The 22,704-nt window shown below is 60.4% G+C and carries 19 protein-coding genes; 5 read left to right on the top strand and 14 right to left on the bottom strand.

What is annotated here, in order from left to right:
• Positions 1 to 4: 4 nt before the first annotated feature.
• The 6 genes from KW845_RS12455 to KW845_RS12430 are packed head-to-tail and all read right to left on the bottom strand — an operon-like array spanning position 5 to position 6,607.
• Positions 5 to 880 (bottom strand): 3-hydroxyacyl-CoA dehydrogenase family protein, encoded by an 876-nt coding sequence (locus KW845_RS12455; RefSeq protein ID WP_218369527.1) that lies wholly within the window; start codon positions 878 to 880, stop codon positions 5 to 7.
• The gene (locus KW845_RS12450; RefSeq protein ID WP_218369526.1) at positions 877 to 2,052 is read right to left on the bottom strand and encodes an acyl-CoA dehydrogenase family protein; all 1,176 of its coding nucleotides are present in this window, start codon (positions 2,050 to 2,052) and stop codon (positions 877 to 879) included. The genes KW845_RS12455 and KW845_RS12450 overlap by 4 nt, the downstream gene beginning before the upstream one ends.
• A gap of 43 nt (positions 2,053 to 2,095) precedes the next feature.
• The gene (locus KW845_RS12445; protein WP_218369525.1) at positions 2,096 to 2,842 is read right to left on the bottom strand and encodes an SDR family NAD(P)-dependent oxidoreductase; all 747 of its coding nucleotides are present in this window, start codon (positions 2,840 to 2,842) and stop codon (positions 2,096 to 2,098) included.
• Between the two features lie 3 nt (positions 2,843 to 2,845).
• Complete coding sequence (locus KW845_RS12440) at positions 2,846 to 3,616, bottom strand: enoyl-CoA hydratase/isomerase family protein (RefSeq protein WP_218369524.1); 771 nt, start codon at positions 3,614 to 3,616, stop codon at positions 2,846 to 2,848.
• On the bottom strand, positions 3,613 to 5,319 hold the full coding sequence (locus KW845_RS12435; RefSeq protein WP_218369523.1) for a class I adenylate-forming enzyme family protein: 1,707 nt from the start codon (positions 5,317 to 5,319) through the stop codon (positions 3,613 to 3,615). The genes KW845_RS12440 and KW845_RS12435 overlap by 4 nt, the downstream gene beginning before the upstream one ends.
• A 40-nt stretch (positions 5,320 to 5,359) precedes the next feature.
• Positions 5,360 to 6,607, bottom strand: a complete 1,248-nt coding sequence (locus tag KW845_RS12430; protein WP_218369522.1) for a CaiB/BaiF CoA-transferase family protein — start codon at positions 6,605 to 6,607, stop codon at positions 5,360 to 5,362.
• A gap of 144 nt (positions 6,608 to 6,751) precedes the next feature.
• Between KW845_RS12430 and KW845_RS12425 the strand changes: the two genes are divergently transcribed.
• The 4 genes from KW845_RS12425 to KW845_RS12410 all read left to right on the top strand — a co-directional run bounded on the left by KW845_RS12425 (position 6,752) and on the right by KW845_RS12410 (position 11,883).
• Entirely contained in the window at positions 6,752 to 8,461 is a 1,710-nt protein-coding gene (locus KW845_RS12425; protein ID WP_218369521.1) for a sigma-54-dependent Fis family transcriptional regulator, read from the top strand.
• A 275-nt stretch (positions 8,462 to 8,736) separates the two neighbouring features.
• Positions 8,737 to 9,960 carry an ABC transporter substrate-binding protein gene (locus KW845_RS12420; protein ID WP_218369520.1) on the top strand — a complete coding sequence of 408 codons (1,224 nt, stop codon included), beginning with the start codon at positions 8,737 to 8,739 and terminating at the stop codon, positions 9,958 to 9,960.
• 14 nt (positions 9,961 to 9,974) lie between these two features.
• Positions 9,975 to 10,958 carry a tripartite tricarboxylate transporter substrate binding protein gene (locus KW845_RS12415; RefSeq protein WP_218369519.1) on the top strand — a complete coding sequence of 328 codons (984 nt, stop codon included), beginning with the start codon at positions 9,975 to 9,977 and terminating at the stop codon, positions 10,956 to 10,958.
• A gap of 22 nt (positions 10,959 to 10,980) precedes the next feature.
• A complete protein-coding gene (locus tag KW845_RS12410; RefSeq protein WP_218369518.1) occupies positions 10,981 to 11,883 on the top strand; it encodes an NAD(P)-dependent oxidoreductase in 903 nt (300 codons plus the stop codon).
• Between the two features lie 16 nt (positions 11,884 to 11,899).
• On the opposite strand, the gene KW845_RS12405 is transcribed toward KW845_RS12410, so the two are convergent.
• The 8 genes from KW845_RS12405 to KW845_RS12370 all read right to left on the bottom strand — a co-directional run bounded on the left by KW845_RS12405 (position 11,900) and on the right by KW845_RS12370 (position 21,607).
• The gene (locus KW845_RS12405; RefSeq protein WP_218369517.1) at positions 11,900 to 12,826 is read right to left on the bottom strand and encodes a LysR family transcriptional regulator; all 927 of its coding nucleotides are present in this window, start codon (positions 12,824 to 12,826) and stop codon (positions 11,900 to 11,902) included.
• A gap of 87 nt (positions 12,827 to 12,913) precedes the next feature.
• On the bottom strand, positions 12,914 to 14,125 hold the full coding sequence (locus KW845_RS12400) for an FAD-dependent oxidoreductase (RefSeq protein ID WP_218369516.1): 1,212 nt from the start codon (positions 14,123 to 14,125) through the stop codon (positions 12,914 to 12,916).
• 34 nt (positions 14,126 to 14,159) lie between these two features.
• Positions 14,160 to 15,440: a TRAP transporter large permease gene (locus KW845_RS12395; protein WP_218369515.1), complete on the bottom strand. Its 1,281-nt coding sequence runs from the start codon at positions 15,438 to 15,440 to the stop codon at positions 14,160 to 14,162.
• Positions 15,441 to 15,462: 22 nt separating this feature from the next.
• Complete coding sequence (locus tag KW845_RS12390; RefSeq protein WP_218369514.1) at positions 15,463 to 16,029, bottom strand: TRAP transporter small permease subunit; 567 nt, start codon at positions 16,027 to 16,029, stop codon at positions 15,463 to 15,465.
• Between the two features lie 16 nt (positions 16,030 to 16,045).
• Complete coding sequence (locus KW845_RS12385; protein ID WP_218369513.1) at positions 16,046 to 17,110, bottom strand: TRAP transporter substrate-binding protein; 1,065 nt, start codon at positions 17,108 to 17,110, stop codon at positions 16,046 to 16,048.
• A gap of 27 nt (positions 17,111 to 17,137) precedes the next feature.
• Positions 17,138 to 18,862 carry a hydantoinase B/oxoprolinase family protein gene (locus KW845_RS12380; protein WP_218369512.1) on the bottom strand — a complete coding sequence of 575 codons (1,725 nt, stop codon included), beginning with the start codon at positions 18,860 to 18,862 and terminating at the stop codon, positions 17,138 to 17,140.
• Position 18,863: 1 nt separating this feature from the next.
• Complete coding sequence (locus KW845_RS12375; protein WP_218369511.1) at positions 18,864 to 20,945, bottom strand: hydantoinase/oxoprolinase family protein; 2,082 nt, start codon at positions 20,943 to 20,945, stop codon at positions 18,864 to 18,866.
• A 212-nt stretch (positions 20,946 to 21,157) separates the two neighbouring features.
• Entirely contained in the window at positions 21,158 to 21,607 is a 450-nt protein-coding gene (locus KW845_RS12370; RefSeq protein WP_218370016.1) for a PA2169 family four-helix-bundle protein, read from the bottom strand.
• A 218-nt stretch (positions 21,608 to 21,825) separates the two neighbouring features.
• Here KW845_RS12370 and KW845_RS12365 point away from each other — a divergent pair, with 218 nt between their 5' ends.
• A complete protein-coding gene (locus KW845_RS12365; protein WP_218369510.1) occupies positions 21,826 to 22,464 on the top strand; it encodes a LysE family translocator in 639 nt (212 codons plus the stop codon).
• Positions 22,465 to 22,704: the final 240 nt, after the last annotated feature.

Below are 22,704 nucleotides of genomic sequence, written 5' to 3'. Positions count from 1 at the left end.
GCCGTCATGCTCCGAAGATCTTGCTGTCGTCGTAGGTATGGAAGCCCGCTCCGCTTTTCCTGCCCAATTTGCCGGCGCCTATCATGCGCTTGACCAAGGGTGGGCACGCCGCCCTGGGTTCATGCGTAAGGCCATGCATCGCGTCAGACAGCAGCTTCTGGGTGTCCATGCCCACCATGTCGAGCAGTTCCAGCGGCCCCAGCGGATATCCCAGCGCGGTCTTGACGGCCAGGTCGATATCCGCCGGTTCGGCCACGCCTTGGTCGACCAGGTTGATGACGTCGTTGTGCCAGGGAATCAAGAAATAGTTCAAGATGAACCCCGGGGTATCGCGCGTTTTCACCGGCTTTTGCCCCAGGGCTACGCAGAAGGCCCAGGCCGTGCCGAAGGTTTCCTCGGATGTGGCCAGGCCGGGGGACATCTCCACCAGTTTCATGAGTTGGGCGGGCAGGCAGAAGTGCATGCCGACCACCCGGTCCGCGCGGCCGCTGCCACCGGCGATTTCGGTGATTGATATGGTCGAGGTGTTGGACGCGAAAATTGTGTGCGGCGGGCAAACCTGGTGCAGCTTCGAGAACAGGTCATGCTTGACCTGCAGATCCTCGAATACGGCCTCGATGATCAGATCGCATTCTTTCAGGTCTTCGATCTGCGTCGTACCCTTCCACTGGGCCATGATCGCCTCATCCTGCCCAGCCGCGAGCTTGCCGCGCGCGACAGACTTGGCCAGGAATGCGGCGGCTTGCTCGCGCGCCCGGTCGAGCGCGTCTTGCCGCGCATCCAGCACTATCGTTTTCAGGCCGGCGCGCGCCACGACGATTGCAATGCCGGTGCCCATGGTTCCGCTGCCGACAATGCCGACTGTCTTTATTGCGCTCATTTCTTTTCCTTGATCAGAAAGCTACGCCCGATGAGTTGCCGATGTATCTGGTTGGTTCCTTCCCAGATCTGGGTGATTTTCGCGTCGCGCATAAGCCGCTCGGCGCGGAAATCCTGGCAATAGCCATAGCCGCCATGCAGTTGGACGGCATCGGTCGTGATGCGCATGGCCAGGTCGGTTGCCTTCAGCTTCAGTATGGATGCCTCGACCCCCATGTCATCCACGCCCTGGTCTACCAGGCCGCCAACATGCCAAAGCCAGTTCTCGCATACCGCGAGCTCGGCCGCCAGATCCGCCACCATGAACTGCACCCCCTGGAACTCCAGGATGCGGCGGTTCGATTGGCGCCGGTCATTGATATACGCAATGGCGTCCTCGAACGCCGCGCGGGCTATGCCCAGCGCATGCGCCGCGACGCTGGGACGGGACTTGTTCAAGGACGCAAGCAGCACGGGCAAGCCTACGCCCGCGCCAGCCAGCAGATTTCCGCGCGGTATGCGGCATCCATCAAAGGACAGCGAGGCCGTGCCCGACGCGCGGGTGCCCATCTTGTGCTCGGTGCCCGTCACCGTCAGTCCAGGCGCGCCCTTTTCGATGATGACCGCGCCTATGGCTTCCTTGGCGCTTTCCACGCCGGCCCATTTGCCGAACACCACGTACACGTCGGCGACATCGCCATTGCTGATGAAGATTTTCTGGCCATCGATGACAATCTCATCGCCGTCCTCGCGAAACTGCGTCTTCATGCCCGTGGCGTCCGAACCCGCGGAAGGCTCGGTAATGACCAGGGATGCCAGCCCGCCCTGTGCAATACGGGGAAGAATGCGCGATTTGAGATCTTCGGAGCCGTACTGTATGACCGGCTTGATCGCGTGGAAGTTGGTGGCCCAGATGATGCCCGTCGATGCGCATGCCTTGGATATCTCGCGCACGCAAGCAAGATAGCAGCGATAAGACAATGGCATGCCACCGTATTCTTCCGGGATGAACATGGCGTTCAATCCCAGGGCATTGATCGCCTTGATGTTTTCCCAGGGAAACTCGCTATCTCGGTCATAGGCCGCCGCCCTGGGGGCCAGCTCGGCCACGGCCAGCTGCCGGACGGAATCGAGCAGCATGCGCTCTTCATCGGCGAAGGACAGCCCGGCGTCCAGGCGTTCCAGTATATTCACGGTCTCTCCTTCAGGCTTTCTTGGTCATGCGCCAGCGCACACGTCATATCGACACACTCTGCGCGCCATCGATGTAGATGGTTTCCCCGCTCAGGAACGCCATGCCTTCCTGGAACAGGGACGAAACCAGTACGGCGACATCTTTTGCCGCGCCGGGTTTTTTTCGTGGAATCCTCTTTTCAAGGTATTCCCGCAACGGGCCGCTTTCCATCGCTTCGCGGTTCAGGTCGGTTGCGATGTACCCAGGCGCAACATCGATGACCTGGATGCCATCCCTGGCCCATTCCACGGCAAGGCAGCGCGTGATGGCACCCACCGCCGCTTTCGAGGCGCAATAGGAAACGTTGCGCTTGACGCCCAGCTTGTCGTAGAAAGATCCGATGTTGACGATCAGGCCGCCGCCGTTTTCCTTGAGCAGGGGGTGTACGATCTGGCAGGCACGCAGCAGCGATACGGCGTTGATATCCATCAGCCGGCGGAACTCGTCCATGGGCAGGTCGATGGTGGGCACCTCGGTATGCAGGCCGGCATTGTTGACCAGCCCCCTGACCGGAATCCCCAATTCCCCGCGCAGCCTTGACATCGCATCTTTCAGTGCTTCGCCGTCCGTGATATCGCAAGCCGCGGTATGCCAGCGTGCCGCGGTTTCTTCGGAAACATCCCCGACATGCGGCCTGTCGCCCGAACGGGAAAGGCAACCCACCTGGAATCCGCGCTGGGCAAGTTCGTAGGCAATCATGGCGCCGATGCCACGGCTGGCGCCTGTCACGTAGATAAGTTCCGGGCTCATGCTTCAGCTGTCCTTGAAAGAGGGCGCGCGTTTTTCCACGAAGGCGCGCAGGCCCTCGGCCGCGTCCTGGCTGCGATAGGCCAGCGTGGAAAGGTCTCGTTCGATGCGCAAGCCGTCTTCGATGCCGACACGGCCGCCTCGTTGCACCGCCTCGCGCGCGAAGTACAGCGCGCAGAGGCTGTGCTTCAGATAGGGCTCGAGGAACCGCCTGCCGATTTCCAGGGGGCTTCCCTCGTTGTCGATGCGATTGAGCAGGCCAATGCGCTCACCTTCTTCGGCGGTAATGGTGCGGCCCGACATGATCATGTCGAGCGCACGCCCTTCCCCGATCAGCCTGGGCAGTCGTTGCGTGCCGCCATATCCGGGGATCAGGCCAAGCTTGACCTCGGGCAGGCCCATGCGCGCTCGATCCGTGGCGACCCGGAACGTGCACGCCAGGGCAAGTTCCAATCCGCCGCCGAAGGCGTAACCCTGTATGACCGCCACGGAAGGGATCTTCAAGCCGGCAATCTTGTTGAAAACCGCCTGCCCCTTGGCCGCCCCATCGAGTTCCTGCATGAGCGGCCGGTCCATCAGTTCCGGGATATCAGCGCCCGCACAGAAGGCCTTTTCACCCTCGCCCGTAACGATCAGTGCGCGGGCATCGGAATGGGCCACTTTTTCAAGCGCTGCTTCGATTTCCCCCAGCACCGCAAAACTGAGCGCATTCAGGACTTTGGGACGGTCGAGCGCAAGGTGCGCGAACTCGCCTTCGTATTCAAGCCGGACTGTCATGCCGATACCCCTTCGTTATTGAGCTTTTCCGCTGTCTTCCAGCGCACGGGCTCGGGCACTATCCGCCCGTCTTTCAGCCATTGGACCAGATCGCGCTTGAGTATCTTTCCGCTGGGCGTAAGCGGGAACGCATCCATTGCGATGAAATACTCGGGCATGTCATATTTGGACAACCCTGAGTCATGCAGGTGCTGCAATACCTGCCTGGCGTCAAGCGACGTACCCGGCGTGAAAATCACCGCCAGGCATGCCTTCTCGCCGAGCCGTTCATCGGGCACCGGAAACGCCGCCGATTTGATGATGGACGGATGGCGATGGGCCAGGTCTTCAATGCGAGACGGATAGATATTGTGGCCGCCGCGAATGATGAGGTCTTTCTTGCGGCCCATGACATGCAGACAGCCGCTTTCATCCAGCATGCCCAGGTCGCCGCTGAGGAACCAGCCGGATGAATTGAAGGACTTTTCCGTCGCGTCCTGATTATCGTAATAGCCCAGCGTCAGCACCCCGCCCTTTCCGCCGATTTCACCGGTTTCGCCTGGGGCAACCTCGATGTCGGGGTTCTCTTGGTCGAAGATCCGGATTTCATAGCCCTTGCATGCCCGCCCGCAGGTGGCCACGATGGTATTGCTGGCATCGCTGGGCAAGGTGTACTGGTGCGAACCGTTTTCGGTCATGCCGTATACATTCTGGGGCTTGATGCCCAGGTCCAGGAATCGCTGCGCGACTTCCCGGGGAATGGTCGAGCCGGCCATGTAGAACACATCCACATTGCCCAGGCGGCTGAGCCCGCGCTCGCGCAGCGCGGCCAGCATGTCCATGGCATGGGTGGGCACGCCCATCACGTACGTCGCGCCGGTTTCCAGCGCCCAATCCAGCGCGGAACGGTTGGCGGCCGGGTTGTGCAGAACCAGTTCCATACCGGCCACCAAGGATTGTTCCAGGGCAACGGTGCCTATGTGATGGCTCATGGGGCTAAGCGCCAGGACTATCGTCGAAGAGCCGTGTTTCCAGTCATTGACGAGGGCTCGGCCGTTGGCAAGCAGCGTATTGTCGCTGTGCATGACGCCCTTTGGCTCACCTGTGGTGCCGGACGTGAACGCAAGATAGACCACCTTGTCCGGGTCGAGCGCCGGAGCGCTTGTGATGCCCATTGCGCTGGCAAGGTCTGGAAACCGCAAGGCCCCTTGCGGCAGGGTGCCGGTGTCCGGTTCGACGCCTTGGGGCGCCAGGGCGTACAACTGCTTAAGCGTTGCAACGCCAGTCGATTCCTGGAATATCGAATAGCGGTCTGAGTCCGCCCCATAGCCTTGCTGCGCGAAAAGCGCCTTGCAACGGATGCGGGAAAGCAGCTTGACGATCTCGGCGTTCGTATAGTTCTGGTGCAACGATGGGCAGCAGACATAGCCATTGCGCGAGCATGCCAGGAAGATCAGCACCGATTCGATACGGTTCGGCAGCCAGATGGCCACCCGGTCGCCGCGCCGCAATCCTCCTTGGTACAGGTGCTCGGCGATGGTGTCGACGCTTGCGAGCACCTCGCGCCAGGTCAGGCGACGGTACGGATCGCGCACCGCGCAAGCATTGGGCCGTATGCGGGCATGCTCCTGCGCCAGGGAATACAGCGTGTCCTGGTGCCATACGCCGCTCAGGTAGTTTTCCCGCGCAGTCTGTGGATCATGCAAAGTCAGGATGGTGTTCACCACACTTCTCCGTGAATGTGATTCGATCGCTGCGCGGCGGTCATACCGCGCCCGCGTCTCTTAATTGCTTGATGCGGGCTGGCGATAGATCAAGCATTTCCCCAAGAATCGCATCGGTGTCCTCTCCCAGTACAGGTGGTGGCTTGCGATGCACCGAAGTCTTGCCGTCGATGGCAATGCCCAGGCCAACTTGCGGAACCGGCCCGTTTTCCGCTTGCGCCTGGTACAGGAATCGTTGCTGCAGCAGGTCGTCATCCCGGGCGACTTCGTCGAGCCGGTTGATGGGGCCGGCCGGTATCCTGTTCGCGCCCAGTATTTCCAGCCAGTCATCCCTGGACCTGAGTCGCAGGATCCCGGCGATTTTTTCGACGATCTCTGTCCGGTGCGCCCGGCGATCGGCATTGGACGCATAACGCGGATTCTCTCCAATTTCGGGCTGGCCCACGGCCACCCAGAAGCGGCGCCAGATCGCGTCGTTACCCAGCCCGAGCGAAATCTGCTTGTCGGACGTTTCAAACACCTGGTAGATGGCGATGACGGAATCCTTGCCACCGGAGCGCCTGGGCAATTCGCCAGAGCTCAGGTACGACACCAGGCGCGGCGTCATGAAGCGCGTCATGCTTGCCTGCATGGACACGTCGATCTGCGCCCCCCGCCCGGTCTGGGCACGGGCAGCGCAGGCAGCCAGCACGGCCATGGCGACGTCCTGGCCGGCGAGCAGGTCGGCCGCCGGCGTGCCGATCTTCTGTGGGTCATCCTGGGGTTCTCCTGTCAGATCCATGACACCTGAATAGCCCTCGGCAATAAGGTCATAGCATGGCAAATGGCTGCGCTTGCCCCGCAGCCCGAAGCCCGTCAGGGATGCATGGATAAGCCGCGGGAACTTCGGGGCCAGTCGCGCATAGTCTATTCCCAGCTTTTCCTGGACTCGAGCATTCATGTTCACCACCAGCACATCGGCCTGCAAGAGCAAGGTGTCCAGGACATCCAGGCCTTCGGGGCGGGTGAGGTCCAGCGTCAGGCTGTGCTTGTTCCGGTTGACGCTGAGATACCAGGGAGACTCGCCATTGATGAATGGCGGCCCCCAATGGCGGGCATCGTCACCTACGCCCGGCTTCTCGATCTTGATCACCTTCGCCCCCAGGTCGGCCAGCAACTGCGTACCGTATGGGCCGGCAATGGATGTGCTCAGGTCCAGGACACATATGCCCTGGAGCAGGGCGTGCCCCTGCCCCTGGCTGACTTTTGGCAATTCGGTGAATGGCAGGCCACCTGGTTCCTTCTGCATGTTTTCTACCTTGTCTCTGGCCTTGGATTTTTGGCTTCCGACTTTGTATCAAGCACAATTCATGCCAAGTGGCTCCCGCTACTGCCATTACAGGCATGAGTGGTAAAGTGTCCAAAAATTGTCCATGGTGTTTTGAGCGAAGACATGTACATGAAGAATGGCAGGCAAACCGGGGACACCAAGAACGGGGTTCTCGTACTCGATCCGGAAGGAACCACAGTCTTCGCCTCTGGGACCGGGCTGAACACCCATATCCAGGAGAAGCTTGGCACGTTGTGGAAGAACCGCGACCTGCGGCCCATGTCCGCCATGTTTACGCTCGAGGGCACGAGCGAATCGATGACCGTGGTTTGCTTTACGTCGGCTGGCACGGGCTGCTTCGTCCTGTACCGCCACGACGGCGGCGATCCGCTCTATGAATTCGTCAGCAGCGTCGATTTCTCGGCGGACATCCTGCGGCACTTCGTGACCGACCCTTACGAGGCCATCACAGTGATCGACGACCAGGCGCGCATCCGCTACATGAGCCCGGTTCACGAGAAGTTCTTTGGCATCCAGCGCGGCCAGGCGTCGGGGGCGGATGTCAATACGGTCATCGAGAACAGCCGCCTTGCCGCCGTGCTGCGCACCGGCAAGACGGAAATCGGGCAGATCCAGAAAATGCGGGGTACCAGCCGCGTGGTAAGCCGTACGCCTATCGTCAACCCCGAAGGCCGCATCGTCGGAGCCATCGGCCAGGTGATGTTCAAGAGCCCGGCTGCCGTGGAAGCACTGGGAGACGAAATCAAGCGGCTGCACCAAGAGATCAGCTTCTATCAGCGCGCATTGCCGCGCCTGCGTGGCAATGCGCAAGGAATGGATTCCATCGTCGGCGAAAGCGACGCCATCCGCAAGCTAAAAGAGCGCATCAAGAAAATTGCACCGCTCGATGTTTCTGTGCTGTTGGTTGGCGAAAGTGGCGTAGGAAAAGACCTTGTCGCCCATGCGATCCATCAGCTCAGCCCCCGGGAAAACAAGGACATGGTGCTGGTCAACGCCGCAGCCATACCCGGAAACCTGGTGGAAGCCGAACTGTTCGGATATGAGGGCGGCGCCTTCACGGGCGCGGAAAAGCGCGGCCGGACAGGCAAATTCGAGCAGGCGGACCAGACTACGCTCTTCCTGGATGAAATCGGCGATATGCCGCTGGATATACAGGTCAAGGTTCTGCGTACGCTTCAGGATGGCACCTTCCAGCGCGTAGGCAGCGGCACGCAACGCCGGTCGGACTTCCGCCTGATTTCGGCCAGCAACCGCGACTTCCAGCGCATGCTGGCCGTGGGCGATTTCCGGCTGGACCTTTTCTACCGCATCAGCGCTGTCACTATCCGGGTTCCGCCCCTGCGTGAAAGGCTGGAAGATGTGCCGCTGCTGGCAAAGACATTCCTGGATCGGTTCATGCTTCGCCACAACGTGCAGGGCAAGCGTTTCGGACCTGGCGTCATTGCTTATCTGCAATCACTGCCATGGCCTGGCAATGTGCGCCAGCTGCAACACACCATCGAGCGTGCCGCGATCTTTTCGGAACAGAACGAGATCACTTGCGAAGACTGCGAGGTCCCCCTCGAGGTGAATTCCGGGCCGAGCGTCGAAGAGATGAACGATACGCTGCGCGAGATAAGCGCACCGGACCGCGGTTTTTCACCCAAGGAACTGCCCAACGTGCACCAAGCCAAGTCCCGCATCGAACTGGGCATGATCCGGGAGGCGCTGCTGCGATTCGAGGGGAACAAGAAGAAGGCAGCAGAGTACCTGGGCATCTCTCGATCGCACCTGTACAAGCGGCTTGCCGAACTGGATTCGTCCACGGCGTAAGGCAGGCTACGCCCTTTGCGCCGCCTGGGCACCGGCAGCCGCAACCCCATGACTTTGTGTCCGGCATGGTGCCGCGCCACCGAAAAGTGTCTGCGCCGAAGACACTGGGCGATCCGAAGAACACCCTTTTGCGACGCCTGGCCCCGGCAACACCTCTTTTTATAAATTGGCATGAAAGTTGCTTGATGTTCTGGACGTGGACAACGCCACGACACGGCACGCACTGCCGACACGCGCCACGCCAAAGAAAAATGCCACTATAAGGAGGAAACACCATGAAGAAAGGAGTCTCACGCCTGGCAGTACTGACGGGCGGCTTGCTGCTTGCATTGACAGCCCATGCCCAGGATAAGCAGCCATTCCGCCTGGGAGCCATTGTGGACATGACCGGCGTCTATTCCGCCCATGGCGGGCCTGGCATGGTGACGGCGGTGAAGATGGCCGTGGAGGATTTTGGCGGCAAAGTACTGGACCGGCCGATAGAAGTCTTGTCGGCAGACTATCAAAACAAGGTCGACATCACGGCCACCCGGGCACGCGAGTGGTACGACCGCGAAAACGTCAGCGCCATCATCGAATCGACCGACTCGGCTTCGGCGCTGGCATTGCAGGCTTTGGGGCAAGAAAAGAAGAAAGTCACGATCTTCGCGGGGTCGGCCACTTCCAACCTGACAGGCAAGTCGTGCTCGCCATATGGTGTGCACTATGTGTATGACACGTACGCGCTGGCGCACGGCACGGGCCGGGCAGTAACGCGTGCCGGTGGGGACACCTGGTTTTTCATTACCGCCGACTACGCGTTCGGCCATTCTCTGGAACGTGACACCCGGGCCGTGATCGAGGAAAACGGCGGCAAGGTTCTTGGCCAGGTACGTGCGCCGCTTTCCAGCCCGGATTTTTCATCTTACTTGCTGCAGGCGCAGGCTTCCGGCTCCAAGGTCATAGGCTTGGCCAATGCGGGCACCGATACGCAGAACGCCGTGCGGCAAGCCTCTGAGTTTGGCATTACCCAAAGCGGGCAGGCGCTGGCCACGCTACTGGTGTTCCTGCACGACATCAAAGGCATGGGGCTGCAAGCGGCACAGGGGCTGCAGTTCACCACCGGCTTCTACTGGGACCGCAACGATGAGACCCGCAAATGGTCGCAACGCTATTTCGAGCGGCAGAAATCCATGCCCTCGATGGTGCAGGCCGGCGCGTACTCTGCCACGCTGCATTACCTGAACGCCGTGCAAGCCGTAGGCTCCGACGACCCCGACGCCGTGGTCGCCATGATGAAAAAGACGCCCATCAATGACTTCTATGCCAAGAATGGCAAGATCCGCGCCGATGGCCGCATGGTCTACGACATGTACCTGGCACAAGCCAAGACACCCGCCGAGTCCAAGGGAGACTGGGATCTGTTGAAGATCCTGGACACGATTCCGGGCGACGAGGCCTATCGTCCGCTGTCCAAGAGCGAATGCCCGCTGGTGACGGGCCAGGGCGCCACCAAATAAATCAAGGGACCTGCATGAAATTCGCCCGTACCATCAGCCTGGCATCGCTGCTGCTTGCCGCATACCTTCCCTCTCTGGCCGCGGCGGACGCAGCAGCCACCTTTCCCGACAAGCCAGTCCGCATGATCGTGCCCTGGCCGCCCGGGGGGTCGACCGACCTGATTGCGCGCATGATGGCCAAGAAGCTCAATGAGCAATGGAAGGTGCCCGTCGTCGTCGAAAACAAGCCGGGGGCAAGCGGCATCATTGGCTCCGGCGCGCTTGCGAAAGCGGCCCCGGATGGCTACACGATTGGCTGGATCATCAGCACTCACGCCGTCAATCCCAGCCTGCACAAGGAGCTTCCGTACGATTCCAGGAAGGACTTTGCCCCAGTCGCCCTCATCGCTTCGATGCCCGACTATCTGGTAGTGAATCCAAAGGTTCCGGCCAAGAACCTGCAGGATCTGGTCGTTCTCATGAAGAAGCAACCGGGCAAGATGACGTTCGCCTCGGCCGGCACGGGCACATCCACCCATCTCGCCGGCGAACTGTTCAAGCAGACGGCCGGGGTGGACATCATCCATGTTCCCTACAAGGGCGGCAGCCCTGCCATCACGGACCTTACCGGAGGCCAGGTGGATCTGATGTTCGCGAACTCCGGCTCTATCCTTCCGTTCATCCGGGGAGAAAAAGTACCAGCCCTTGCCGTCACCAGCGCCGCTAGAAATGCCGAGTTCACGGCGACCCCTACGGTTGCGGAGTCCGGTTATCCCGATTTTGAGGTCAATGAATGGTATGGCTTGGCCGCACCTGCCGGGACACCATCCGGAATCCTTGAAAAGATCCAGAAGGACGTACTGGCCGCAGCCAAGGATCCTGATTTCCAAAGCACCATCGCCAACCAGTTCGGCGGCGAGCTAACCTTGAAAGACCGGCTCGAGTTCGAGAAATTCATCGGCAAGGAAACCGAGCGGTGGTCCAGGGTCATCAAATCGTCGGGTATTGCCGCGCAATAGATCGGTGAATTTCCAGAATCAGATGATGACAGCAGCGGCAGAAGCAATCGGGTTCATCGGCCTGGGGCGTATGGGCAGCCCCATGGCGATGCGCCTGGCGCAGTCGGGGTTTCAACTGGTCGTATGCGATCTCGACCCCCTGGTACAAGAGCGATTTCGCGCCTCTGGGGCCAGGGTCGTCGATCACCCCGCCGCTGTGGCCGACGCGGCCCGGACAACGCTGCTTTGCCTTCCCGATCCCGGGGCGGTCCGAAGCGTGGTATTCGACCAGGATGGCCTGGTGCACGGCAAGCTGTCGCAGACCATTGTCGATCTTTCCACGATCGGCCCGGGCGAAGCCAGGGAAATTGCCCGCGGCTTGCAAAACAGCGGCAAGTCATACGTCGATGCTCCCGTCACGGGTGGCGTAGAGGGTGCCGGGCAGGGCAACCTGACAATGATGCTGGGTGCGACTGAACCCGTATTCCAGGCACTGCGGCCCGTCCTCTCGTGCATGGCTGCGCGCCTGATCCTGGCCGGCGCCGAACCCGGCAGCGGGCAATTGATGAAGGTGCTGAACAACCTGCTCTCGTTTGTCGCATTGGCGGCGACCTCCGAGGCAATGGCATTGGGCGTCAAGGGCGGGCTGTCGCCTGCGGCGATGCTGGATGCCTTCAATCACGGAAGCGGCAGGAATTCCGCGACGGAAGAAAAGTTTCCCCGGGCGGTGCTTACCAGGTCATTCGATTTTGGGTTTCCCGTCGATGGTGTCGTCAAAGACCTGGAACTGTGTCTTTCCGAGGGTGCAGCCCGGCATATCCCAATGCCGATAGGCCAAAGCGCGCTGCAACTCTGGAGAATCGCGGCGGCCGAACGCGGGAATGAAGACATGACGTCGATCATGAAGCTCTTCGAGCGTTGGAGCGGGGTCGAGGTTTGTGCTTGAGCTGGCGTGCTCGCTCTTATCCGGACTTTCCAGCCGACGTACTAATACCCGCTGCGAGTTCCTCGCACCTGTCGCGGCACACCTTTGCCGCCCACTTGGCCAACAGGCCTAGAGTCGGCGCGGACGGTCCGTCGTAATAGGCGGCGCAAAAAGTAAGCGGGGTCAGGGCCAGTTCGGTTTCCAGTTCGACCAACCGGCCCTTCGCCAGGGAATCCGATAGCGCGATCTTTGGCAGGGCCGCGATTCCCAGGCCCTTTTCCGCCAACAGGGTCGCCGCATAGAGAGAGGAAATCGCACTGAGCCGTGGCAGCACATTCGCGGCCTCGAGGTCTTTCTTCAGCATGCGATACGGTTCGGTGCTTCGATCGAACGACAGCACATTGCAGTCGTTGATATCCTGGTAGCGCAAGACGGACCGATGCAGCCCCAATGACGGCGATGCGGCGAGCACCATTTCGAACGTGCACAGGGGTTCGATGATAAGCGGACCGGATGCCGCCGGCCTGAGGATGAACGCGATATCCAACCGCTGGTTTGTCACATCCTCCAGCAACCGGGGAGAAGACGCGACGTGCAGATCAAAACAAATCCCGCTGTAGGCCGAGGACAATTCCGACATGAAATCGGGCACCCACGTATTTGCCATCGAGTCCGAGGCACCCAGGCGAATTGCATTCTGAGCGACACCGATGCCCCCAATGTCGGCCAGTGCCGCTTCTTTCAATCTCAGCAACCGCTCGACATAAGACAGGAATCGATGCCCGTCTATGGTCAGGACCGCACGGTATCCGCGCCTGTCAAAAAGCTTGGTTTTCATCGCCCCTTCCAGCGCCATAATGCGCGCCGAGATGGTTGGCTGAGTGGCATGCAACTGCTCAGCTGCCTTTTGAAACGAACCCAGGCTGGCGACCAGATAGAAACTGTGCAGTTGTTCAAACGTCATGGTGGCGGACAATCGGCCCCGAGCCGGGCTTCATCGCTGGAGCCCGGGCCTTTGCCGACTGTAGCAAGACAAGGTCGGATCGCTATGTTAGTCGATGGCCGCAACCAAGCGCCGGGCTGACGCCGCCGCGCAAGTCCACCCGAAGCCGCCGTGTCCGGTGTTTATATAAAGGCCCGGAAGACCCGTGTGCCCGATATAGGGGGCGGAAGCAGGCGTAACCGGCCGCAGGCCGGCCCAGCCCTTGGTACGCCCAGAGGCATAATCCGCCGCCGCGGGAAACCAGTCTTGGGCCACACGCAGAATTCGGTCGAGTTGAGGCCCACGGGCGGAAGACGATGAAGCCAGATAGGCCCCTCCGGTAATGCGGAACTGATTGCCCAGGACGCTGAATGCCACCGCCCGCCTGGCGTCGGTAATGGTGCCGCGCGGCCCCGCGCCTGAAAGCGGCAGGGTCACGCTGTAGCCTTTCAAGGGAGCCACCGGGAAGCGAGCCCGCAATGACCTTGGCAACAGCGCCCGCGTGCCGACTGCACTGGCCAGGACCACGATATCAGCGTCTATCACGCCTTCGCGCAGGCTCACGCCCTGAACCTTGCCGCGCGAACAAACAAGGTTCTCCGCCGCCGACTCATAGCGAAAGACGACACCTTGTTCCGCCAGTCGTTGCGCCAGCTTGCGCGTGAACACGGCGCAATTCCCAACGCTGGAATCCGATGCGTACACGCCGCCGGAAAACCGGTACTTCGAGCCGGCAAGCAAGGGCTCGATATCCTTGCATTCGCTTTCGCTTGCAACGCGAACGTCATAACCCACCCGGCGGCGCAGCTGCAGTAGCAGGTTTTCTGATTCCAGGGCATCGGGGGAATCGTACAGATAAAGCTTGCCGCAGTTCTTTCTATAGTCGAAATCCAGCGGGTGACGGCCCAGCAATGCGGCCAGCGCATCTACCGATTCATGGGCAAGGCGCAGCATTGCTTCACTGTTGCGCAGGAACGCATCGCGGCCGCAATTCTTCATGAACCCGGCCAGCCACCGTACATTTGCCAGGACGTCGCCCGGGCTCATTCCCACGCCCAGCCCGGCAAAGCTCTTTTTCAGGAAAGATGGCAAGAAACCGGGTGCCCCGAATGGCAGGCAGAACGCGCCGCACAACTGGCCTGCGTTTCCAGCGCTGGTCGAGGCCGCCGGCTCGCTATTGCGCTCCACGACGGTCACTGCATAGCCTTGGTCGCAAAGCGCTTCGGCGGTAACAACCCCGACGACCCCAGCCCCTATCACCACGACACGCCGCTGTCTCATGACTTGTACCTTGTCCAATGCATTCTGATTCGGGCTAGACCTTGTTCGGCAAGTAAAGCGCCACTTGCGGGTATATGACCAGGATGTAGAGCAGGACGAACATGGCCAGCACATACGGCAGCGCGCCCACCACGATATCCATGATGCTGCCCCGCTTGCGCACCCCCTGGACGACATATAGATTCAAACCCACCGGCGGCGTAATAAGCGCCATCTCGATCAATATGATCACCACCACGCCGAACCAGACCTTGTCGAAACCCTGCGCGAAGACAATCGGGGCCAGCACCGGCAGTGTGATGACCATCAATGACAGCGTTTCAATGAACATCCCCAATACGATGTAGATACAAAAAACCAGAAGCAGCGTCTCCAGCGCGGACAAATTCATGCCGGAAAACAGGGCTTCGATCTGTTCATTGATCCCCAGCGTGGACAGGACGAAGTTGAGAAAGTACGAGGCCAGCACGATGAGCATGATCATCGCGGTGGTACGCAAGCTGCCCAGGACCGCATCGGTGAACATGGCGATACTGAACGAACGGCCCGCCGCGGCAATGCCAACCGCGGCCAGCACGCCTATTGCGGCAGCTTCGGTCGGCGTCGCCAGGCCCGCATAGATGGATCCCACGACCACAAAGAACAGCAGGAACAACGGCATGAGCGAAAACAGCCCCACGATGCGCGTTTTCCAGTTGTACTTGGCGCGCTGGCCGCTTATCGATGGCTTGATGACGCTGCAGACGATGGTCACGAAACAGAACAGCGCTGCCAGCAACAACCCTGGGATGACCCCGGCGGCGAACAGTTTCGGAATCGACGTCTCGGTGAAGATACCGTAGATGATCAGGCTGATCGAAGGAGGAATCAGAATGCCCAGTGTGCCGCCAGCCGCCACCGCGCCGCTGAAGATTCCTTCGCTGTAGCCGAGCCTGCGTCCTTCCGGCAGCGCGATGGTGCTGATGGTGGCCGCCGTCGCCACGCTGGACCCGCTGGTGGCGGAGAACAGCACGGATGCGCCGATGTTGGCGTGGATCAGTCCGCCAGGCAGCCAGGACAGCCAGGCATCCATAATGGAGTACGCCTTGCGGGCGCTGCCACATCGAACCAGGATCTCGCCGATCAGCACGAACAGCGGGATCGCGATCAAAGTGTAGTTTTCGGAATTCGTCCACAAGACTTCGCCGGCGGCAAGATAGAACGGAAAATCCGAGTAAAAATATCCAAGGACAAAGGCAAGAATGATCAACGTGACGGCAACCGGAATCGTCGCGCACATCAATAGCAGCAAAATGACTATTGCCATGGTCAGCATAATGGTGGCTCCTCGGTCGGGCTTAGAAGTGTGCTTCTTCGCCGGTGCCGACGTAACGCACCATGGCGGGCCGGTCTTTCTTTAACAGCGCGATGGCGGCCCGGATCGTCAGCAGCCCCGCGCAGACAGAAAGCCAAAGAAAGCCCAATGCCCAGCTTCCTTGCGGTATCCATAGCGGAAGGCGCAATGTCGTATTTGAAACGGAATCGAACTCGACCGACTCGAGCGTCAGGCCAATGGCGCTCCAGGCCAGGAACGCCGCCACCAGGAAAAACAAGAACACTGACAGGGTATCCAGGAGGTTCTTGGTCAAATCAGACCGCTTTGTGTACAGGAAATCGATCCGTATATGGCCCTTCTGGAGCAAGGCATAGCTGCACGCCCACGAAATGATGCTGGCCATGACGTAGCCGGAATACTCGACCGAAAAACTCGTTGCGTACCCGGAAGAACGCGCCACCACTTCCAGCACGATGGCGAGAATCGCGATCAGGAACAGCAGCGCGAAGACCTTCAGGACGCCCAGGCTGGTTTTTTCCGCAATATGAATGGCCCGCTCGATGCCGCGCGGATGTGTCTGCTGAATCATGGCTGCCCCTCTATTATTATTTTTGGCCCTGGCCGTCATAGCGCAGGCCGGTGAATTCCCCGATCGTACGGTTCCATTCGTCCAGGTGCTCTTTGGATATACGGCCCGCCCAGCCCGGGATGATTTTTTCCTGCAAGATCTTCTTGGACAATGCCAGGTCTTCGGGCAATACAGGGCTCATCACCATTTTCCCGCTCTGCCCCAGCGGGCAAGCGCCCCGGCCGGTCAGGCAATCGATGCCGAGCTGAGCGTCCGCCTCTGCGCCCTTGAGCGCCGGCTCTTCGAACTTGGCCTTGATGCTGGCCTCGAGCGCCTGCCTATCGGTATCCGACAACGACTTCCATACTCGACCGTTCATGACGGTCATCGTATAGCCCCATCCTCCGACCGGAACCGGCAAGAAGTGCGTGGTCACCTCGTGCCAGCCCACCGCATAGGCGGACAGAATGCCCGTCGTCGCGCAATCCAGTGCCTTGCGTTCCAGTGCCGCGGTTACCTCGCCGAATGGCATGTTGATCGGCGAAGCGCCAAGCGCTTCGACAAACTCGGCCGATGTCCCGCCAGGCACCCTGATGCGCTTGCCTTTCAGGTCTGAGAGCCGCGTGATCGGAAAATTGCAGAACACCCCTTGCTGCGGAAACCGGCTGATCGCCAGGAGCTTCGTCCCGCGAAAGCGTTCCTGGAAGATCCGTTCCAGCTCGGGACGATACAGCTTGATAATCTGCCGTGAATCTTCGGGCGTGGTGACCAGCATGGGCAGGTCCACCCCTTCGAGTTCGGGCGCCGAGCCGATCGCATAGGCCGACATCGTCGTGCCGACATCGAACATGCCCTGGCTCAGCATCCGGAAAACCTCGCTGCCGTTCAGGCCCATCTGGTCGAAACTCGTGACGCTGACTTGCAGGTCGCGACCCAGGATCTCTTTTCCGGACGACCAATACGGCCTCTCGAAATCTTTGTATAGATTGATGCTGCTCCAGGTGCCCACATAGCGCATTTTCTCTGGCGCGGCCAGGACATTGATGGCGGCTGCACCAGCCAGCACGCCAAGGCATGCCACTGCGATGTTCTTGAATTTCATGTTGTCTCCTTTTTCTTGGTATCTGGATTAGTTGGAACGCAGCTTGTAGGTTTCGGCGTAGTCGATCTCCAGCTTTTTTCCCACGTTGCCGATCACCACCTTATACGCGGATTGTGCGCTCTCGATAGAGATGTTCCCGAGGCGGACGTCTTCAAGCACCTGGTCGACGGATCGTTCATGCGCCGGGCCGTAGCCACCTCCGCTGGCCATGTCATGGATGAACAGGTCTCCCTTGAAAACCGTGATGGGCTCTTTGAGCATGACGGGCAGGGTTTCTTTTTCTCCTGTCGCGCGCTGCAGGATATTCATCGAAGGCCGTCCGCCCATACCGCCGAATAGGCCATGCGGCGGGTATGCTCTTTTATCGGAGCGCACGTTCAGGGTGGCCGTCTCGGACAAGAACCTGTAAGAGCGGCGTATGGCCATGCCCCCACGATGGCGCCCGGGGCCGCCGCTATTGGATATGTATCCGTACTCCTCGATACGGATCGGATATGTCTGCTCAATCATCTCGACCGGGACGTTGGATTGATTGGCCCCGATGTGAGCCACCCCTTCCTGTCCGTCGCTGATAGCGGTTCCTCCGCCTGTTCCCATGAGCGTCTCGCAAAAGATCAGCGCCTTGCCGCCCACATACATGGAAATCGTCGGCAGCGTGGACCCACCCGAGCCATCGGCGGCGACCTTTTCCGGCAACGCCTGGGACAGGGCCCCGAACAGGCAGTCGATCTGCCGATATCCGGTGATGCCCCGCGCGCCGCAAGCGGCGGGCGACAACGGCCGTACCACGGTGCCTTCCGGGGCGTACACATCTATCGCCCGCGTGTATCCATGGCAATTCGGAATATCGGAGGCCATGACGGAACGGATGGCCGCGTACGCGCAGGCCTTGCTGAACGGAAAAGGCGAGTTGATGCCGCCAGCCACCTGGGCCGTGGTACCGGACCAATCGACCTTGATCCTGTTGCCGGACACCGTCACGGCCACCACCAGCGTGACGGGTTGCGGATTCTCGCCTATCCCGTCGATATGATCGGTGAACCGGTACACTCCGTCCGGGATCTCGAGCAGCTCTGCCTCGATAAGCGCCTGGGCATAATCGTGGAGATCGTCGAATGTCTGCTCGAGCCCCGATGCGCCATAACGGTCACACAGCCTTTTGAAAGACTTGTCGGCCGTGTGGCATGCCGCGACTTGCGCCTCGAGATCGCCGATCACCCACTCGGGAGTGCGCACATTGAGCTTGATGAGCTCGATCAGGGTCTGGTTGCGCCGCCCGGCGTCATACAGCTTGAGAATGGGGATCCGCAAGCCTTCTTGCCAGATTTCCGTCGCACCCAGCGCGTTGGAGCCCGCCACAATGCCACCCACGTCGGAATGGTGCGCCAGCGTGGCCGCCCACCCGACCAGGGCGCCGTCATAGTAAACCGGCTTTACCACGTAGATATCAGGCAGATGCTGCCCGGCCGCCGCGTACGGGTCGTTCATGATGAACACATCGCCATCATTAAAATTGGCCGACTCATTCTTGATAAGCAGCGCCAGCGCATCTTCGAAGGCGCCCATGTGCATGGGGGTGCAAAGCCCTTGCGCCAGCGTACGACCTTGCTTATCGCATACGGCTGTAGAGAAATCGAGGCTATCTCGAACAATGTTGGAATAGCCGGTGCGGATGATGGTAAGGGTGAGCTCCTCGGCGATCATCTCCAACGCGTTGCGAATGACCTCGAGCTTGAACTTTTCGGTACGCATACTATTGGTCTCCGTCCAGGTCGATCACGATATTTCCAATCTCATCGAGCGAAACGGATGCGCCAGGCGGAACCACCGTCGTGCCTTCGTATTCTTCAATAACCATGGGTCCGGCAAGTTTCTTGCCACGCAGGTATGCGCGATTGACCACCGGCGCCTCGCCGGCCTGGCCTTCGCCGAAATACACCTGCCTTTTCCCCAGCAACTGGCCGTCGGAAAGCTTCATCTGCAGGAAGGGCGGCGGCGTATAGGTTTCGTCCGCAATCGTCAGGCGCAACGCGACGATCTCGATTTCCGAGGAAGCATCGGGCTTGTGGCAGTACCTGACTTCATACTCTTGCATGAACCTGTCCACGATATCCGGGGCGCAATTCGCCGAGAAACTCGACTGGCCCAGGTCCACGGTGATCTCGAACGCCTGGCCCTTCGCCCTGAGGTCCAGTTGCATGAAACATGACGTCTGCCGCAGCGGCCGGCCGAGCAGCTTCGCGCCCTTGTTGTGCAATTCGGCGTACAGCTCATTGACCCGGCCTGCCTGCGCGGCACGCAGCGGAACCAGGTAGGCGGACGCCAGAGTGACCTTGCATTCGGCGACGGTCAGCCCGACCGCGCTGAACACGCCGGCGCAGACGGGGACAATCACGCGCTTGACTCCCAGGCTGCGCGCGATGCCCGCCCCGTGGATACCGCCGTTGCCACCGAAGGCGATCATTGCAAAGTCGCGCGGATCCCGGCCCCGGTAGGTGGTGACTGCCTTGATCGCCTTCACCATTTTTTCATTCGCAAGCATATGGATGCCGTAGGCCGTCTCTTCCACCGACGTCAGGCCCAGCCCCATCATGACCTTCGCCGTCAAGCAGCGATAGGAAAGGTCGCGATCGATCTTCACTGCGCCACCGGCCAGGTGGTGCGGATTCAGATAGCCGAGCAGCACGTTGGCGTCGGTCACGGTGGCATAGGCGTCCTGGACTCCATAGCAGGCCGGGCCGGGATGCGCGCCGGCGCTTTCAGGCCCGATTTTCAGCGCACCCGCCTTGTCGATGGATACGATCGAGCCGCCGCCGGCCCCCACTTCGGCGATATTGATCACCGGCAGCCGCAGCGAATAGCCGCCGCCGCCGGCGATCGTTCCCGAGTTGCTCATCGAAGAGCCGACTTCGTAGTCTTCCGAATACGTGAGCCGCCCTTTTTCGATCATCGAGGCCTTGGCCGTGGTGCCGCCCATATCGAATGTGATGACATTGGGCTCGCCCAACTGCTGGGCGATATATTGCGCGGCAATCACCCCGGCGGCCGGGCCGCACTCGACAATCTGGGCCGGCAGTTTTTTTACGGCGTCGCTATGCAGCTGGCCGCCCGAGGATTGCATGACATAAACGGGGGCATGGCTGCCTTTCTTGGCCAGCTCGCGGTCCAGTCCATCAAGATAGCTCTTGACCACCGGACCTACATAGGCATTGACTACCGTGGTCGACGTTCTTTCATATTCGCGGATCTGGGGCAGCACGTCCACCGACAGGGAAATGAACGCGTCCGGCAAGGCGCGGCGCAGTATGTCGCCTACGATACGTTCGTGCGTGTCATTGATGTACGAATGCAGCAAACATACCGCCACGGCTTCGATGTTCTGGCCCTTGAGCTGCTCGGCCAGCGCCTCGACATCGGCGCGCGATATCTGCTGGACGATCTCGCCCGAGGCGCCTATGCGCTCTTGCACTTCGAAGCGCAGGTCTCGCGGGCACAATGGCGCCGGCTTCACATACAGCGGCTCATAGAGCCTGGGCACACGTATGCGCCGAAGTTCCAGGACATCTTTGAAGCCCTTGGTGGTAATGAGCGCGGTGCGTGCGCCTTTGCCTTCCAGGATGGCATTGGTCGCCACGGTGCAACCGTGCATCACTTCCGTCAGCTCGCTGATCTTGTAGTTGCAGAACTCGGCCAGCGTCGAAATCCCGCTTGCCACGCCTTCGCCGTAGTTTTCCGGCAGCGAGGGCACTTTCGCGGTATGCAACACGCCATGTTCATCAACGTGGGCGATGTCTGTAAACGTACCGCCGACGTCCGAAGCCACTTGCCAATCCATCCTTGGTCTCCAGAAACACCTGTAAGGCGGGATTCTAGAGAGCGGACTTCATAAAAGATAACTGAATTTTTATATCGAAGATGATCGAGTTTTTTTATTGTTTTTGAGCACTTGCCTACAGCCGGCGGCAATCCCGGCCCTTGGCGGCACCCATCGCTTCTGCAGCGGCCAAAGGGCGCGGCAGAAGCGACGAATGTGACGACGCGACGCGGCTATGAGGTAGCCCGGTAGCGGTTGCGCAGGTCGCGGATCTGGTCGTGATTGCGCACTACGCCTTGGTACTGGCGTTCGACAACTGTCCGGACCTCGGCCGGAAGCTCTTCTTTCAGTGCATCCGCATACGCCGCCTTGGCGACGTCTTCGCCGCGTTCGCATTCCTCGAGAATTGCCACATCACTGCGGCCGGTAACCGCGGCCTTCAAATTGGCCCAGCCCCGGTGCACCGCGCCGGCAACGCTTCCGCTGTCCTCGGGCTTGCCGCCCAACTGGCTGACCACGGTTTGCAATTCGGCGGCGCCCGAGGCGCAATCGCGCGCACGGCTTTGGAATGCCTGTTGCAATTCCGGCGTCTTGGTGTCGCCCGCGGCAGCGGTGAAGCCTTTTTCGCCATTTTTCGAGGTCTCGATTAGATCATTCAGCAATTTGACAATACGATCGGCCATATCCGTCTCCTGGGTAGTCGATGGCCGCGCAGGCATTGCCTGCACGACCTTCGGGAATACGGTGTCGCATATATCGTGCCCAGCCATCGCCATGGCATGCAAGGGCCCAGCCAGAATGGCGGTGGGCGGCAGGCGCTGCCGGGCAAACGACCCCATGGCCAGGATGAGCTCAAGCCAGGAATACAATATTTGCCATCCCTGTGACGTAGCATCAGATCATGCCCAGCCTGCAAATGCTGTTGCTGTTCCTGGCCGCCGACATGGCGCTCAAGTTGACGCCGGGGCCGGACATGGCATTGACGCTGACGCGCGGCATGACGCAGGGGTTTCGTACCGCCTGGTTCAGCGTGCTTGGTACTTCCTCGGCTGGCTTCATCCAGATCCCGTTGGTGGTCTTTGGCCTGGCCGCCCTTTTTCAGCATTCGCCCACGCTGTACGCAGCGGTGAAGATCCTGGGCGCGCTGTATCTGGTCTACCTGGGCGTGCGCGCCCTGCGCCGCTGCGCCCGCCGGCATGACCTGGCGGTCGGCGCCCAGGCATCGTCGCTGCGCGACGCCTACTGGCAGGGCCTGTTCACCAATCTGCTGAATCCCAAGGTCTTCCTGTTCCTGGTGGCCTTCCTGCCGCAGTTCGCCGACCCCAGCCGAGGCCCGATCTGGGTGCAGATGCTGATCCTCGCGCTGATCTCCAAGATCCTGGGCCTGGCAACCGGTGCGACCTTTGCCTACGGCGCCTCGCGCATCCGGGGGTGGCTGATGCGCAACCCCTGGTTCTTGCGTGCGCAGGAAGGCGTGCTGGGCGCGGCCATGCTGGGGATTGCCGGCTGGCTTCTGTTGAGCCGCGACCCAGTGCGCTGAGTACGCGCTCTGGCCGCAGCGGAGTATCAGCGATGTCGGGGAATTGATCCTCCGGCCCAAGCGGCTCGTCTTTTCGCCATTGGGCCAGCAGCTCGACTATGTTCCTTGGTCCAACAATGGGCTCAATGATGAGTTTGGACCCCTTCCGGCGGATCAGCACGCGTTTCCCGCGCAACTCAAGCGTCGAGGTGATCATTGACGCCAACGCTAAAGCGCCTGGGCCTCGCGCTACGAAGAAAG

It is taken from the genome of Bordetella sp. BOR01, from assembly GCF_019218885.1.
GTDB lineage: Bacteria > Pseudomonadota > Gammaproteobacteria > Burkholderiales > Burkholderiaceae_B > Bordetella_A.
This window is presented reverse-complemented; position numbering and strand designations above follow the sequence as displayed.

Bases quoted from the DNA above. Each gene is read 5' to 3' on its own strand.
- KW845_RS12385 (WP_218369513.1), bottom strand. From the start codon at position 17,110: ATGAAATTCAAGAACATCGCAGTGGCATGCCTTGGCGTGCTGGCTGGT.
- KW845_RS12440 (WP_218369524.1), bottom strand. From the start codon at position 3,616: ATGACAGTCCGGCTTGAATACGAAGGCGAGTTCGCGCACCTTGCGCTC.
- KW845_RS12455 (WP_218369527.1), bottom strand. From the start codon at position 880: ATGAGCGCAATAAAGACAGTCGGCATTGTCGGCAGCGGAACCATGGGC.
- KW845_RS12420 (WP_218369520.1), top strand. From the start codon at position 8,737: ATGAAGAAAGGAGTCTCACGCCTGGCAGTACTGACGGGCGGCTTGCTG.
- KW845_RS12390 (WP_218369514.1), bottom strand. From the start codon at position 16,029: ATGATTCAGCAGACACATCCGCGCGGCATCGAGCGGGCCATTCATATT.
- KW845_RS12395 (WP_218369515.1), bottom strand. From the start codon at position 15,440: ATGCTGACCATGGCAATAGTCATTTTGCTGCTATTGATGTGCGCGACG.
- KW845_RS12430 (WP_218369522.1), bottom strand. From the start codon at position 6,607: ATGCAGAAGGAACCAGGTGGCCTGCCATTCACCGAATTGCCAAAAGTC.
- KW845_RS12415 (WP_218369519.1), top strand. From the start codon at position 9,975: ATGAAATTCGCCCGTACCATCAGCCTGGCATCGCTGCTGCTTGCCGCA.
- KW845_RS12445 (WP_218369525.1), bottom strand. From the start codon at position 2,842: ATGAGCCCGGAACTTATCTACGTGACAGGCGCCAGCCGTGGCATCGGC.
- KW845_RS12425 (WP_218369521.1), top strand. From the start codon at position 6,752: ATGTACATGAAGAATGGCAGGCAAACCGGGGACACCAAGAACGGGGTT.
- KW845_RS12370 (WP_218370016.1), bottom strand. From the start codon at position 21,607: ATGGCCGATCGTATTGTCAAATTGCTGAATGATCTAATCGAGACCTCG.
- KW845_RS12410 (WP_218369518.1), top strand. From the start codon at position 10,981: ATGATGACAGCAGCGGCAGAAGCAATCGGGTTCATCGGCCTGGGGCGT.
- KW845_RS12405 (WP_218369517.1), bottom strand. From the start codon at position 12,826: ATGACGTTTGAACAACTGCACAGTTTCTATCTGGTCGCCAGCCTGGGT.
- KW845_RS12380 (WP_218369512.1), bottom strand. From the start codon at position 18,862: ATGCGTACCGAAAAGTTCAAGCTCGAGGTCATTCGCAACGCGTTGGAG.
- KW845_RS12400 (WP_218369516.1), bottom strand. From the start codon at position 14,125: ATGAGACAGCGGCGTGTCGTGGTGATAGGGGCTGGGGTCGTCGGGGTT.
- KW845_RS12365 (WP_218369510.1), top strand. From the start codon at position 21,826: ATGCCCAGCCTGCAAATGCTGTTGCTGTTCCTGGCCGCCGACATGGCG.
- KW845_RS12375 (WP_218369511.1), bottom strand. From the start codon at position 20,945: ATGGATTGGCAAGTGGCTTCGGACGTCGGCGGTACGTTTACAGACATC.